The 14,838-nt window shown below is 68.8% G+C and carries 13 protein-coding genes; 8 read left to right on the forward strand and 5 right to left on the reverse strand.

The window, feature by feature from the left end; genetic code table 11:
* Positions 1–73 precede the first annotated feature (73 nt).
* The 4 genes from OG718_RS06730 to OG718_RS06745 all read right to left on the reverse strand — a co-directional run bounded on the left by OG718_RS06730 (position 74) and on the right by OG718_RS06745 (position 6,436).
* Entirely contained in the window at positions 74–3,274 is a 3,201-nt protein-coding gene (locus OG718_RS06730) for a family 78 glycoside hydrolase catalytic domain (protein ID WP_328843586.1), read from the reverse strand.
* Between the two features lie 72 nt (positions 3,275–3,346).
* A complete protein-coding gene (locus tag OG718_RS06735; RefSeq protein ID WP_328843587.1) occupies positions 3,347–4,615 on the reverse strand; it encodes an ABC transporter substrate-binding protein in 1,269 nt (422 codons plus the stop codon).
* A 55-nt stretch (positions 4,616–4,670) separates the two neighbouring features.
* On the reverse strand, positions 4,671–5,492 hold the full coding sequence (locus OG718_RS06740) for a carbohydrate ABC transporter permease (RefSeq protein ID WP_143642736.1): 822 nt from the start codon (positions 5,490–5,492) through the stop codon (positions 4,671–4,673).
* Positions 5,489–6,436, reverse strand: a complete 948-nt coding sequence (locus tag OG718_RS06745; protein WP_328843588.1) for a carbohydrate ABC transporter permease — start codon at positions 6,434–6,436, stop codon at positions 5,489–5,491. Before OG718_RS06745 ends, OG718_RS06740 begins: the two co-directional genes overlap by 4 nt.
* Before the next feature lie 363 nt (positions 6,437–6,799).
* Here OG718_RS06745 and OG718_RS06750 point away from each other — a divergent pair, with 363 nt between their 5' ends.
* From OG718_RS06750 to OG718_RS06785, 8 genes are all read left to right on the forward strand, one after another.
* Positions 6,800–7,837, forward strand: coding sequence for a LacI family DNA-binding transcriptional regulator (locus OG718_RS06750; RefSeq protein WP_328847698.1), 1,038 nt, complete (start codon positions 6,800–6,802; stop codon positions 7,835–7,837).
* A gap of 183 nt (positions 7,838–8,020) precedes the next feature.
* Entirely contained in the window at positions 8,021–9,160 is a 1,140-nt protein-coding gene (locus OG718_RS06755; protein ID WP_143642733.1) for an ABC transporter substrate-binding protein, read from the forward strand.
* A gap of 133 nt (positions 9,161–9,293) precedes the next feature.
* A complete protein-coding gene (locus tag OG718_RS06760; protein ID WP_143642732.1) occupies positions 9,294–10,550 on the forward strand; it encodes a sensor histidine kinase in 1,257 nt (418 codons plus the stop codon).
* Positions 10,547–11,194, forward strand: a complete 648-nt coding sequence (locus OG718_RS06765; protein WP_328843589.1) for a response regulator transcription factor — start codon at positions 10,547–10,549, stop codon at positions 11,192–11,194. The genes OG718_RS06760 and OG718_RS06765 overlap by 4 nt, the downstream gene beginning before the upstream one ends.
* Before the next feature lie 208 nt (positions 11,195–11,402).
* A complete protein-coding gene (locus OG718_RS06770) occupies positions 11,403–11,897 on the forward strand; it encodes a MarR family winged helix-turn-helix transcriptional regulator (protein WP_328843590.1) in 495 nt (164 codons plus the stop codon).
* Positions 11,898–12,048: 151 nt separating this feature from the next.
* Positions 12,049–12,675, forward strand: a complete 627-nt coding sequence (locus tag OG718_RS06775; RefSeq protein ID WP_143642729.1) for a DsbA family protein — start codon at positions 12,049–12,051, stop codon at positions 12,673–12,675.
* Positions 12,676–12,706: 31 nt separating this feature from the next.
* Entirely contained in the window at positions 12,707–13,513 is an 807-nt protein-coding gene (locus tag OG718_RS06780) for an MBL fold metallo-hydrolase (RefSeq protein ID WP_328843591.1), read from the forward strand.
* A gap of 5 nt (positions 13,514–13,518) precedes the next feature.
* A complete protein-coding gene (locus OG718_RS06785; RefSeq protein ID WP_143642727.1) occupies positions 13,519–13,941 on the forward strand; it encodes a nuclear transport factor 2 family protein in 423 nt (140 codons plus the stop codon).
* 446 nt (positions 13,942–14,387) lie between these two features.
* Here OG718_RS06785 and OG718_RS06790 read toward each other — a convergent pair whose 3' ends face one another.
* Entirely contained in the window at positions 14,388–14,807 is a 420-nt protein-coding gene (locus tag OG718_RS06790) for an SgcJ/EcaC family oxidoreductase (protein WP_328843592.1), read from the reverse strand.
* Positions 14,808–14,838 lie beyond the last annotated feature (31 nt).

Here is a 14,838-nt window from a genome sequence, read left to right on the forward strand (position 1 = left end):
CGGTTGTGCGGCCGTCGGTGAGGGGCCGGATCGGGCATGAACTGTCCGTTGAAGATCATTTGGAGTCGGGGATCTACACGGTGTCGCGGGCGGTGAACGTGTGCCTCCCCGAGGCGACGAGGTAAACGGCTCGGTCGCCTTGCAGTCCCCGGAACACCGCGCCGTCTCCGGCCGCGTGGGCCGTACCGCTCCCCGTGGGCACCCGGACCTCCGCCGTGGTGTTCGGCGGAAGCTCGACGTCGAGCCGGAACCTGCCGTCCCTACGGGTCCACTGTGCGGACACCACTCCGCACGGGCTGCGGTAGCTGCCCTCGACGTGAGTGAGTCCGCCGACCGGTCGAGGGTCGATCACCAGGTCGCGGAAGCCGGCCTTGCCACGCGCCTGACGAATGCCCGCCAGGCCGCTGTGGAACCACTCCTCGACCTGGAGCAGGATCATGTGGTTCTTGGAGTTGCCCATGTCCCACTGCTCGGGGATGGTCGTCAGGCCGTCGGGATTGGCGGTGGTGGGTGCCATGAAGTGGCCGTAGCCGGGACGGGTGTCCTCCTGGAGGACATCCCAGAGGACGTCGTCGCGACCGCCCTCGTGCAGAGCCCTGACGATCGGCGCGAGACCGATGGTTCCGCCGCTGAAATGCGGCCCGCCCCCGAACGGCTGGTGGGCACGGACGAGTTCCACCAGTGCGTCGAGGACCCTTCCTCGTTCGCCCTGCGGTACCAGCCCTTCGTCCAGCGCGAGCGCCTGGGCGGCCTGGGTCGCCCCGCCAGTGCCCTGGTCGCCTTCGGCCGTGTAGCGGCCGAGGGGCTCGTTGTAGAAGGCGTCGTTGAAGGCGCCCTTGATGTTGGAGGCGAGGTTGCGGTACTCGGACGCGTCGGCGTCGCGCCCGATCAGCGCTGCCATCCGGGCCATGCGGTCGGCGATCTGGTGGTAGCCCCAGGTTCCGGTGATGCGGCCCGAGGTGTTCTCACTGGCGATCCAGTCGGCCAGGGCGGCGTCCACGAGGTGGGCGTCCGCGCCGGTGCCCGCCTTCCTGGTCCTGATGTAGTTCAGAAAGGCCTGCATCTGCGGGTAGTGGCGGCGCATCGTCTGCGTATCGCCGTACGTCTCGTACAGCAGCCACGGCACGAGGATGATGCCGTTGCCCCAGTTGATCTCGTCGCCGAACCGGCCGGTGTAACCCCAGTCGTAGACCGGGGCCTTGAGCGCCACGTTGCCGATGTTGTCGCCCGCCCTGGACTGCCCCTCCACGAGGTGGCGCTGCATGGTGCGCAGGTAGGCCGCGTATCCGAAGGTGCGGTGCAGGGAGCCGAAAGGCTGCACGTAGTCGGCGGGGTAGGCGAGCTTTTCGCGGCCGGGGCAGTCCGTGAAGGTGGACATGGTGTTGCTCATGATCGAGTAACGGGCCATGCGGTGAATGCGGTTGATCCGCTCGTCGGAGGTCCGCACGGAGCCGGCGGACGGTACGTCCGCGTGGATCTGCAGGCCGGTGACCGTGTCCTTGGTCGGTACGTATCCCTCGGGCAGGCCGGTCACCTGGAGCCACTGCATGCCGAAGTAGTGGAACTGCGGGTGCCACTCCTCGCCTCGCTTGTCGCCGTACGTCGTGTAGGAGGCGAACACGTTGGTACCGCGAGCCGCGCCGCCACCCATGATCGACGCCTGGTTGACGGTGCCGTCGGCGTTCAGCGACTCGGCGGGGTACAGCTTGACGGTGGTGCCGGCCGGGAGCGGGCCGTCGAGCCGGAGCAGCGGCCAGCCGGCGAAGTTCTGCCCGAAGTCGAAGACCCACACGCCCGGCTGCGGCTGCCTGACGCCGACCGGACGCAGGGTGTCGACGACCTTGAGCGGCTCGGCCACGCGCCACACCAGCTCGGTGGTGAGATTGGGCGGCGGAGCGATTCCGGCGCCGGTCCAGCCCATGGCCGTATCGTCCCGCCGTCTCGCCGAGGCGCCGAGGTCCGCGCCGGGGGCGGTCCAGGCGGGCTGTTCGCGGCGGGCGTCGTAGTCGGATCCGGAGTACCAGTTGGCGGTGGTGGTCGGGCCGAGAGCCGCCTTCCACGAGCGGTCGCTGACAACGGTCTCGACCGTGCCGTCGTCCTTCGTGAGTTCCAGGCGGGCGATCAGACGCGGCGTGACGGCGGCGCCCGCACTCGGGTCGGTGCTCGCGAGTGGGTTGCCGGAGCCGGTGACAGCGGCGCCGCTCTCGTGTCCTGAGGCCAGGCCCGGCTCGAAGGTGATGCCCGTGCCGTCTGCGCCCGCGGTACCGATCGCGGTGATCGTGCGCGACTCCAGACGCTCTCCGCCGTCGCCTGTGTCGATGTTGACGGTGCCGCCGACGTGGTAGTTGGCCACGTTGTTCACCTTGATGGTGGTGGCGCCCCGGTCGGCGGGTGCGAGGAGGCCCCCGCTGCCCTTGGACTGGCTCTGCCACCAGCTGTACGGGGCGGTGCGGCCGCTCGTGGGGTTCGTGACGGACCGGGTCACCAGCGCCGTGCCGTGGCCCAGTTCGACGCCCAGGGTGTTGTCGCCGTTGCGGATGAGGCCCGTGACGTCGAAGGCCCGGTATTCGGTGGAGAGTTGGTAGTTGGAGTTGCCCGGGGCGAGTACCTCGTCGGTGACGGGCTTGCCGTTGAGCCGGGCCACGTGCAGTCCGACGCCGGACAGGTACAGCCTCGCTCCGACGATCTTCCCCCGGCGCCTGTCCACCCGGAAGGCGCGGGCGAACATGGGCAGCGGCTGGTCGACGGTTCGGCCCGGGTACTCGATCCACCGTGCCTTGCCCCAGTCGGAGCGTTTGAGGAGCCCCATCTCCCATGAGGCGGGCGGGCTCCACGGTGTCGCGTCGCCCTGCGTGTTCCACGCCCGCACCTGCCAGACGACCCGGGCGCGCGAGGCCTGGGCGGGACCGTGCCATGCGACGTCGGTCTGGGCCGAGGAGCGGACCTTGCCGCTGTCCCACAGCAGACGGCCCTTGTCGAGATCCCGATCAGTGCGCGCCGCGCGGATCCGGTAGGCGGCCTGGGTCCATCCCGGGCCGCCCTCCACCCGCCAACTCAGTCGTGGGGCGGGGTCGTCGACGCCGAGCGGGTTGTCCTCGCGGCCGTCGACGGCGAGGCCTGTGACTCTCGCTCCGTGTCTGTCACCCTCCTCGGCGGCGTAGGCCTCCTGCGTGGGAAGGCCGGGGACGGTGGGCAGCGCCATCCCTGCCGCTGAGACGGCCACGGTGCCGACCACCTGTCTACGGCTCAACGCTCCGCCCGATATGCCGGACATGCAAAACCTCCGTCGATTCGATGAACCCTGGGGGAATGTGATGGGTCGCCCACGTGCCCGACGGCTCAGTGGTCAGCTCCCGGCCTTGTAGTCGGCGTCCATTTCCTTGAGGAGCTTTTCGGGCGTGGACTGGTCGCTGAAGATCTCCTGGAGCCCGCTGAGCATGGTCTGCTGCACCTTGGGGTTGGGCCAGAGCTGGTCCATGAACGGCACCGTGCGGTCCGCCCTGATGAACTTGGACAGTTCGGTCAGCGACGGGTCGACCGCATAGCCCGTGTCGGGCAGGGAGGGCAGACCGCCCTGCTTCTTGACGAACAGGTTCATGCCTTCGGGAGACATCACGAAGTCCACGAACTTCAGCGCCAGGTCCTTGTTCTTCGCCTTGGCGTTCACTCCGTAGCCCGCACCCGCCGCGGCCGGGACGATCGTGGCGGACGGGTCGTCGGTCGCCGGCAGGGCCTTGAACGTGAACGTGCCCTTCGGGTTCTTTCCCTTGAGGAGGGCGATCACCCAGTTGCCCTGGACGATGCCGAGCGTCTTGCCGGTGGCGGCGAGGCCTTGGCTGGCTTCGTAGTTGGTGCCCAGTGGGTTCTCCTGGAAGCAGCCGGTCTTCTCCATCGTCAGGTACTTGTCCAGGGCGGTGGTCCACGGTGACTGCGCGAAGGTGGCCTGGCCGGCCTGCATCTTCTTGTCGAAGTCGCGGTCGTCGCCGTAGACGGTCGTGGCGACCAGTGCGTACTGGACGAGTTGGGTCACCCAGTTGTCCTGGTTGCCCAGTGCGAAGGCGGGGGTTCCCTTGGCTTTCGCGGCCCGGCAGAACGCCAGGAGGTCCTTCCAGGTGTCCGGGGGCGTGAGTCCGGCCTTCTCCAGGGCTTGTTGGTTGTAGACCGCGCCGATGCCGTTCTGCCCGAAGATCGCGTTGTAGGTCTTTCCCTCGTACTGGGCGACGCTCTTGATCGCGTCGGGCATCCTGGCGGCCCAGGGCCGGTCCGAGAGGTCGCGCAGGTAGCCGGGCTTGGCCAGGACGTAGGTGGCACCGGGGTTTCCGTTGCCCGGCCAGACCGACATCACGTCGGGTGCGGTGCCCGAGGACAACTGGGTGCGGATCTGCTGCTGGTACTGGTCTGCGCCGCTGGTGGTGTAGCGGACCTTGACGCCCGGGTTGGCCTTCTCGAAGGCCTTGACGACGTCCTCGACGGAGCCCTGGTCGACCGAGGCCAGCGTCAGGGTCTTGGAGCCACCGCCGCCGGAGTCACCGGCCTTGGTGCCGCCGCTGCAGGCGGCAAGCAGGGCAGCGGCGGTCACAACGGCCGGCAGGACCGTCGGTATGCGTGTCTTCATGATGTCTCCCTCGGAGAAGAGGCCGCGGCCGTGGCGGACAGGTGAGACTCGTACGTCATCCCTTCAGCCCTCCCGCGAAACCGTTGATGATGCTGCGCTGCAACAGGAAGTAGACGAGCAGGACCGGCAGGATGCTGATCACCAGTGCGGCGAAGATGAGGTTCCAGTCCGTGACGTACTGGCCGACGAAGCCGGCGATCGCGACCGGCATGGTCTGCTGGGCGCTGCCGCTGAGGTACAGCAGCGGGGTGAAGAAGTCGTTCCACACGGCGACCGTGTTGAGCACCAGGGCAGTCACGGTGATCGGTTTCAGCATCGGCAGCACCACGTAGCGGAAGCCCTGCAGCGGTGTGCAGCCGTCGATCAGGGCCGCGTCCTCGAAGTCGCGGGGCAGAGCGCGCAGGAAGCCGACGTACAGGAAGACGGTGAAGGGCACCTGCAGGCCGGAGTAGAAGAGGACCAGCGCCCAGGGCGTGCCGAGCAGACCGAGGTCCCGCATGGTCTGGTAGAGCGGCAGCGCGGCGAGCTGGAAGGGCAGGACCAGGCCCAGGAGGACCAGCAGGTACGTGCCGCGCGACCAGCGTGCCGTGACGCGGGCCAGCGGATACGCGGCGAGCGAGGAAACGGCCAGCACGACGGCCACGCTGCAGACCGTCACCAGCACGCTGTTGGCCAGCGCGCCGCCGAGCGCGCCCTGCTGCCAGGCCTGTGTGAAGTTGTCCAGGGTCGGCGAGGTGGTCGGCTCGATGGGCGAGGACGTGTCCGACTCCGGCCGCACCGCGAGGTTGACCAGGACGTACACCGGGAAGCCCACGAAGAGGGCGGCGGCGATCATCGCCAGTTCGAGGGCGAGCGTGCGCGGGCGGTAGCGGGTCATGACGCGGCCCTCTCATTGCGGGACAGCACCAGGTACTGCCCGGTCGACGCGACCGCGACGATGATGGTCAGAACCACCGCGAGCGCGATGCTGTATCCGAACTCGCCCAGGGTGAAGGCGTCTTTGTAGATCAGCGTCGAGATGGTGTCGGTCGCGTGTCCCGGCCCGCCGCCCGTCAGCGCGTAGACCTGGTCGAAGAGTTTGATCCCGCCGATGATCGACAGCATCAGGTTGATGGTGAGCGCCGGAGCCAACAGCGGACGGGTGACCGACCAGAAGCGCCGCACCGGGCCCGCCCCGTCGATGGCCGCCGCCTCGTGGATCTCCTTGGGCACCGACTGGAGCCCGGCCAGGAAGATGACCATGGAGTAGCCGGCGAACTGCCACACGATCACCCCGACCACGGCCCACAGGGCGACCTGCGGACTGCCCAGCCAGTCCTGTCGCCACCCGTCCAGTCCGACCGCGCCCAGGAGGCTGTTGACCGCGCCTTCCGGGCCGAGCAGGTTCCGCCACAGGTATGCGGTCACGATCGGGGTGATCACTGCCGGGGCGAACAGCAACACCCTCAGGATGTTGCGGGACTTGATGGCCGCGTTGACCCCGAGGGCCAGGGCCAGCCCCAGCGCGTTCTGGATGACCGTGATGGACACGGCGATCAGCAGGGTGTGGCGGATGGCCTGCATCGCGTCGTCGTCGCTGAACATGTCGGCGAACTTGCCCAGCCCGACGAAGGAGAAGCTGGGGTCCAGACCGTCCCAGTCGGTGAAGGCGTAGTACACGCCGCGAACGCTCGGCACCAGGACGACGAAGGCGAACAGCAGCAGTGCGGGCAGTGCGAACCACCAGGGAGGCGTGGTACGCGGACTGCGGACGCGCCCGGCCGGTGCCTCGTGCTGGAAGTGGTCGTGGTCCGGAAGTTGCTCGTTCGGGGCGAGGGTCACAGGCGGACCTCATTCTTCCTTGAAACGTTTCAAAGAGACAGCGAGATCAGGGCTCCGGTCGGCTCGACACCGTGAGGCATCTGCCGGCCCTACGTCGTGGAGATGTGGTCCGGGGCCCGGCGAAGGCGCCCCGGCGTGGGACCCTGTGGGCAACGTTTCCCAAAGGGTGCTGCCAGACCTTAGAGAGCGCCCCGCGTGACGTCAAGATGCCGCGCAAGCTGCGCAACTGTTACGGCAGTGACGCGCCCCGCGGTGCCCGACGACCGCTGGGCGCGACTCGGAGTCGACGAATACGCCTTCCTGGGCTACTGCTCCGTCCGTACACTCTCGGCAACGTTCCCCACTTCGCCGGAGGGCACCCGGATGGAACCGCCAACACCACCTCGTCGCGTCACGATCGTCGACGTGGCACGTCACGCCCAGGTGTCCACCACCGCTGTCTCCAAGGTCCTGCGCAACGCCTACGGAGCCAGCCCCGAGATGCGCGCGAAGGTGCGCCGGTCGATCGACGAGCTCGGCTACCGGCCGCACGCGGGGGCCAGGGGCCTGCGCGGGCAGACGTACACCATCGGCGTGATGCTGCCCGACATCCGCAACCCCTTCTTCCCCGAGATCCTCGACGGGATCACCGACCGGCTCGCGGACACCGACTACCAGGTCTTCCTGGGCCCGGGCTGCAATGGGGAGTTGGCGGAAGCACGGATCACCGAAGCCATGATCGACCGGGGAATGGACGGCATCGTCCTGATCGCACCCGTGTCACAGCGCGCCCATCTCGAGCACATCGCCTCCGTCGTCCCGACCGTCGTCGTCGGCCGCCATGGGCACTCCCCTGTGTACGACACCGTGACGGACGACGACGTGGCGGGCGCGTCCTTGGTCGTCGGACACCTCGCGGGCCTCGGCCACCGCCGGATCGCCCACATCGAACACCACGAAACCGACCCGACGCGCATCGCGGAGATGCCCAACGCCCAGCGTGCCGACGGGTACCGGCGTGCCATGCGGTCCTTCGGCCTCGCGGAGGAGATCGACATCGTCTCCACCACCTACACCCAGCAGGGCGGATACGACGGCGCCAAGGAACTGCTCGCGCGCCCCCGCCGGCCCACGGCCGTCTTCGCCGGAGCGGACATCGTTGCCATGGGTGTGCTGGAGGCCCTCACCGAAGCCGGGTTGTCCGCCCCCGGTGACATTTCGGTTGCCGGCTACGACAACACGACGTTCGCCTCGTTCGGTCCGATCTCACTGACGAGCGTCGACCAGGCGGGCCACGAGATCGGCGGGAACGCCGCACGCCTCCTCCTGGAGCGGATTGCCGACCGCCAGAAGGCACCGGTCCAGGTCAAGCTGTCCCCCTCGCTGGTGCCACGCCGGACGACCGCTCCGCCCCCGGAGTAGACCGTCGTTTCCGGGGTCCGGCAGCGCGGCGTTCAACCGTTCGGTTGAACGCCGTTTCAACCTCCGGCAGGCCTCATCGCTCCGTACGGACGACGCGAAGATGACCGCGATCGCGCCAGAATGGCGATCGCCCCATGGCGCCCGGGCCCTGTCAGCCACCCCCTTGAGAGAGGTCTCCTCCGCATGCCCAGTTTGCCCAGCAGACGACGTGTCCTTGCCGTCGGTGCCGGTGCCGCCCTCGGTGCCGGTGCGTTCGGTGCCTCAGCGGTTCCGGCGTCGGCCTCTCCCGCCGCGTCACGGCGCTCGACCGGGCGCGAGGAGACCAGGACACTCGACGAGCTCTATCGGGCCGCCCTCGCCGAAGGCGGGAAGCTCGTCGTCTACGCCGGTGGCGACACCCCGACCCAGCAGGACGGCACCAAGGCCGCCTTCAAGGACCGCTTCCCGGACCTCGACCTGACGCTGATCGTGGACTACAGCAAGTACCACGACGTGCGTGTCGACAACCAGTTCGCGACCGGCACCCTCGTACCCGACGTCGTGCAGTTCCAGACTCTTCAGGACTTCGACCGCTGGAAGCAGCTGGGCCGCCTGCTGCGCTACAAGCCCGCCGGCTTCTCGAAGGTCTACGACAAGTTCAAGGATCCGCAGGGCGCGTGGGTCGCCACGGGAGCGATCGCCTTCAGCTTCATGTACGACACGGCTGCGGTCGGTTCGAGTGCGCGGCTCACCCCGCGGGACCTGGTCGACCCGAAGTGGAAGGGCAGGATCGCCTCGTCGTACCCGCACGACGACGACGCGGTCCTCTACCTGTACTCGCTGTACGCCCAGAAGTACGGCTGGGACTGGGTGGCCAAGTTCGCGGCTCAGGACGTGCAGTTCGCGCGGGGCAGCAACTCCCCGGGGGACGCCGTCTTCGGCGGGCAGAAGACGATCGGCGTCGGCACCGCGGGCTCGGCTACCGGCTCGTCTCCTGTGACGTTCGTGATCGACGCGCGGCACCCGTTCATGGCCTGGGGCCAGCGCGCCGCGATCCTCGAGCAGGCCAAGAACTCCACGGCCGCCAAGCTCTTCCTCAACTGGCAGCTGTCCACCGAACACCAGCAGCAGTCCTTCAACGGCTGGTCGGTACGCACCGACGTCACTCCCCCGGCGGGCCTGAAGCAGATCTGGGAGTACCCCAACGCCAACGTGGACGGCTTCCCCCGTTTCATGGCCGACCGCGCCGAGGTGGAACGCTGGAAGCAGACGTTCGCCCTGTACTTCGGCGAGGTCAAGGGCGACCCCACGCCCGGCTGGCTCGGACTGCACCCGGGAGCGTAGGCGTCGAGGGGTTGCCGTTCCGTTGCCCCCTGGCCGACGGAACGGCAGCCCCCGCTCTTCACATCAGTCATACAGGCGACGGATAGACTCGGCTCCCCTGTCCCAGTGGATCATTCATCCCAGGGGGTTCGTCGTGTCCGATCCCGGTCTCGCCCTCGCCTCGGCACCGGGCATTCGCAGCCGGTTCGGCCCGAGGCAGATACCGCACTTCGTGTTCTTCCTCATCGTCGGTGCCGCGCTGGTCCGCCTCGCCCGTCTGAACTTGTCGCTGTGCTGGGACATCGTGGCTGTCAGCGGGCTGCTCGCCGTGACATACGCGGCTGGACTGGCGCTGTGGAGCAGGCTGGGCCCGCTGGTCCGGCACGCCTGGGTCGCTGCTCTCCTCCTTCAATGGGCGGTCCTCGTCCTCCTGACCCCGCCGCCGCTGACCGGTGCCTACGTCTGGTGCGCCATACCGCTGGCATGCGTGGCCCTGGGTGCGCTCGGCCACCGTGCCGCGATGGCGGCGCTGACCGCCATCACCCTCCTGCTGGTCGGTCAACTCACCCGGACGGCGGGCGGATTCGACCCCGAGATGGTGCTGATCCCGGTTGCGGCCGTCTGGAGCACCGTGGCCCTGTACCGGGCACAGCAGCGGAACGTCACGGAGCGCCAGCGCCTGGTCGAGGAACTGCGCGGCACGCGTGACGTTCTGGCGGACGAGCGGCATCGGACCGGTGTGCTCGAGGAACGCGCGCGCCTCGCCCGTGACCTGCACGACACCCTCGCCCAGGAACTGTCCGGCAGCCTGATGCTGCTGCAGGCGGCCGAGCGGGACTGGGAGGAGCGGCCCGACGTGGCGCGTACTCGGGTACGCGCGGTCACCGACGGCCTGGACGCGGGGCTCACCGAGACCCGGCGCATCATCCAGGACCTCACCCCGTCCACTGTGGCCGAGGCCGGGCTGGAAGGTTCCCTGCGGCTGCTGTGCGACCAGGCGCAGCAGGCCGAAGCCGCGGTGCGCGTGCAGTTCCGCTCGGTCGGAACCCATCGCCCCGAGTTGGACGAACAGGCCGCCACCACCCTGTTCCGCGTGGCGCAGGGCATGATGGCGAACGTCCGCGAACACGCACACGCCACGAGCCTGCTGGTGACACTTCACCATCGGGCAGACCGCGTCGAACTGGACATGAGCGACGACGGGGTGGGCTTCGACCCGGCCCGCGTCGGTGGGGCGGTCCGGTCAGGCCGGGGGTTCGGTCTCCCCGCCGCCCGGGCGCGGCTTCGCACGAACGGCGGTGATCTGGACATCGACAGCGTGCCGGGCCGTGGCACGCGGATTCGGGCCACCGTCCCCGCCCGCGCTTGGCCCGGTCTGCCGGTGCCCGTCGCCTCGGCGGCGGTCCGATGACGGCACCACCGCTGCGCTTGCTGATCGCCGACGACCACGCCGTCGTACGGGCGGGTCTGCGGGCCCTGCTGGAAGGTGCGGTGGACCTCGACGTGATCGCGGAGGCGAGCAGCGGCGAAGAGGCTGTCCGCCTCGGCGCCGAGCTGACGCCCGACGTCGTACTGATGGACTTGCGGTTCGCGGGCACGAACCGCGGCATCGACGGCGTCGAGGCGGTCCGCCGACTGGCCTCCGAGGCTCCGGGCACACCCGTGGTGATGCTGACCAGCTACTCCGGACGCGCCGAGGTCGTGCGCGCCCTGGAAGCCGGCGCCCGCGGTTACGTACTCAAGGCCGGGCCGCCGGAGGACCTCTTCCGCGCCGTGCGGAGCGCCGCCGTGGGGGGCATGGGCCTCGCACCGGAGGTGGTCGGAGACCTCGTCGGTCAAGTCGTCAGCCCTGTACCGGAGTTGACGCAACGCGAGAGGGAGGTCGTTCGGTTGATGGCCGACGGCCACAGCAACCGCTCCATCGCGGACTCCCTGTACCTCAGCGAGGCGACCGTCAAGACCCACCTGGTACGCATCTACCGGAAGCTCGGAGTCGACAACAGGGCGGCCGCGGTCTCCGAGGCGGTCCGCCGGGGTCTGCTGGAGTTCACCTGAAGGAGAGGCCGCCCCGGGGCGCGAGACCGTCGAACCCCTGGGAGCCGCCTGACCGTGCGGGGCGGTTCGAGGCTGCCACCCACCTGCCCAGGGGCTTTCTCGGCCTGGCCCCCAGTAGCGCCGGTCTGGTCATATCCGCCGTCTCCCCCGGTGTCCGGGGCATGATCGGTACGGTGATACCCGGGACGACATCAAGGGGCGGCGAACCGTGAGCGAGCAGGCGGGGATCAAGACGGCCAAGGAGGCCGCGGACCACGAGTTGATCCTCGTGTTCGGGCGACTGCAGGGCGCGGCCAACCGGCTTGAGTACATCCTGGGGCGGGCACTCGAGGAGGAGTGCGGGATCAGCCATCTGATGTTCGAGGTGCTGCTGATCCTCGGGAGGGCGGGCTCGCCGGGGCTCTCGATGCGGGCCGTCGCCCAGGAACAGGTGCTGACCACGGGTGGCGCCACTCGGCTGGTGGACCGCATGGAGGCGGCGGGGCTCGTGGCGCGTGCGGAATCCCCCGGCGACCGGCGCGGGAAGCTGGTGCGGCTCACTCCGCTGGGCGAGGAGACGACGGTCCGCGCTTCTCAGGTCCACGTGGAGAACATCAAGCGGTACCTCGTGGAGCCGCTCCCCTCGAAGGACCGCGAACGGTTCGCGGAGAACCTTCGCATCCTCAGCCACTCGGCTCGGGACATGCTGCCCCGCCTTCCCTGACCTGCGTCGCGGCGCAGGCGTTGGTCCAATGACATCAACCACGTACATGTGGTGCGGCTCACAGAGCCGCGGAAATATCTGACGCGTCAGTTACTGTTTCGTCAGATGAATCGTCCGCACCGGGTGGACGTCATCCCTGTCGAGGTCCTCGATGAAGCTGGTCTACGTTTTCGACGCCTACTGCGGCTGGTCCCACGGCTTCTCCGGGACGCTGCTCGAAGTCGTCTCCCGTCACCCCGACCTTCCGGTGGACGCGGTCTCCGGCGGCCTGTTCACCGGATCACGCCGGGTACCGATTCGTGAGTTCGGCTACGTCCAGGGGGCGAACGCCAAGATCAATGAGCTGACCGGCGCCGAGTTCGGTGAAGGCTACGAGCGGCTCATCGCCGACGGCTCGTTCGTCATGGACTCCGAAGCCGCCGCCCGGGGCGTGGCCGCCCTGCGCCAGGCCGCACCCGGCCGAGCCGTGGAACTGGCCGTCGACCTGCAGCGGGTCTTCTACGTCGAGGGCCTGAGCCTGTCCGAGCCGGCCGCCTACCGGCGGGTGTCCGAGGCGGCCGGGCTGGACACCGACGTCGTACTCGCCGCCCTCGAAGCACCCGAGACACAGGCCAACGCCAAGGCCGACTTCCGCCGCAGCGCCGAGTTGGGCGTGACAGGCTTCCCCACCCTGCTGGCAGTCGACGGCAACTCCGTCACCACCCTGGCCCAGGGCCACGCCACCGCCGACGAGATCGAACAGCGGCTGGCAGCCCTGAGCGCCGCCCGCACCCACTGAACCCTCACCCCCCCCCCACAAAGGAGCCCGCATGAGCACCCTCTCCTTCAAGGTCCTCGACCTCGACTTCCCCGCCGGCACCAAGAACAAGACCTCCACCCTCGTCACCGGCGAGAACGAGGCGCTGCTGGTCGACGCCGGCTTTACCCGCGCCGACGGTCACCGGCTGGCCGCCGAGGTCCTCGACTCGGGCAAGAAACTGACCACCGTCTTCATCAGCCACGGCGACCCCGACTTCTACTTCGGCGCCGAAGTACTCGCCGACGCCTTCCCCGACGCCCGGTTCGTCGCCACCCCGATCGTGATCGAACACATCCAGCACTCCTACGAGGGCAAGCTCAAGGCGTGGGAGGCACTCGGCCCCAACCTCCCCACCCGTCTCGTGGACCTCACCCCGCTGAGCGGCGACCTCACCCTGGAAGGTAACCGCTTCGAGCTCAGGGGCGGCCCGGCCGACCTGTCCGACCGCCACTACCTGTGGCAGGCCGAGCACCGCGCCCTGCTCGGTGGCGTCCTGCTCTTCCAGCAGGAACACGTCTGGGTCGCCGACACCCCCACCCCCCAGGACCGCGCGGTCTGGGTCGAGCTCCTGGACGAGATGGCCGCCCTCGACCCGCAGTTGGTCGTGCCGGGCCACCGCCTGCCCGACGCCCCCGCCGACGCGTCCGCCATCACCGCCACCCGCGACTACCTCCTCGCATTCGAGGAGGAACTCGGCAAGGCCGCCGACGGCGCCGCGCTGACCGACGCCCTCGTGAAGCGCTACCCCGACAACGGCATGCTGATCGCCGCCCAGATCGGGGCGAAGGTCGCCAAGGGCGAGATGAAGTGGGGCTGACCGCCATGGCGTCACCGAACACCGACCTCACCAACTCCGCCGCCCCCGCCGACGTGGTGCGTCGCCAGTACCTCGCCTCGGCCGCAGGAGACCTGACAGCCCTGCGCGCCACCCTCGCCCCTGACGTGGAGTGGACCGAGATGGCCGGCTTCCCACTGGCCGGCACCTACCGCACCCCCGACGGCGTCACCGCGAACGTGATGGAGCGCCTCGGCAAGGAGTGGGACGACTGGATCGCCCACGACGACACGTACGTCGTCGACGGCGAGAACGTCGTCGTCCTGGCCCGCTACACCGCCACCAACAAGGCCACCGGCAAGGACATCGCCGTGCGCGTCGCCCACCACTTCGTCGTACGCGGCGGACTGATCGTCCGCTTCGAACAGTTCGTCGACACGGCACTGGTGCGCGACGCCATGCCGAGCTGAACAGTCCGGTGGCCGAACTCCTTCGGGGCTCGCCGCGGCGCGTGCACGTCCTACCCGTCCAAAGCTCGCCGAGAGTCCGACGAGTCCTCGCTGAGAACTGTCGGCGCAGGTGGTCCGAGTGGTACCGCGGAACCACTCGGGCACCGAAGATTCCCCCTCCGGTCCCAACGTCCCGGCCTGCGGCGCTCGTAGCTTCGAATGCAGACCGCGCGGCACAGCCATGTCGGGAACTCTCCGCTTCACCGACGGCGAAGCACGCGGCGCCGTCCGGGGGGAGAGAGAAACGACGCCGCGCCGATTCCCAAGCGGCCTGGCGCTTGGGAGCGAGCCCGCCGAGCAACTCACCGACGTGTGCGCGAGAGATGCCCGACAGAGCATGACGGGAGAAGGCCGCATGGGCCCGGGCTTGTCTCACAACTTGCCGAACCCGTACGACTCTTCCCACGTCACTCGGCGAACACTTCCGTGTTCTGGCAGGCGACCAGGCGCCATTGCCCGTCCTCCTTGGCCATCACGTAGAGGGGGGTGCCCGCGTTCCCGATCGGCTGACCTTCGAGCGTCCAGTACTGCGCCTGCGCCTTGACCGCGGCGACGTCGGGGCGGATGAACAGCACGTGCACCACCTCGTACGTGGCCGTCGAGTCCTTCATGGCACCCGGCAGCACCTTGTGGGTGAAGGCCGAGATCTCATCGCGACCGGTGAGGCGCTTGCCGTGGCCCGTCGTCCAGATCGCGTCGGCCCGGAACAGGCCGACGAACTCGTCGGGCAACTCGTTCTGCTGGGAGTGCTGAATCGTGGCGATCACCTGCTTGATCGCTTCCGTCTCGGCTTCCCGCGTCTGCTGGTCCATAACTGTCGTCTCCATGCTGATCAGCATGGAACCTCAACCAGACTTG

Source organism: Streptomyces sp. NBC_00258 (genome assembly GCF_036182465.1).
Classification (GTDB): domain Bacteria; phylum Actinomycetota; class Actinomycetes; order Streptomycetales; family Streptomycetaceae; genus Streptomyces.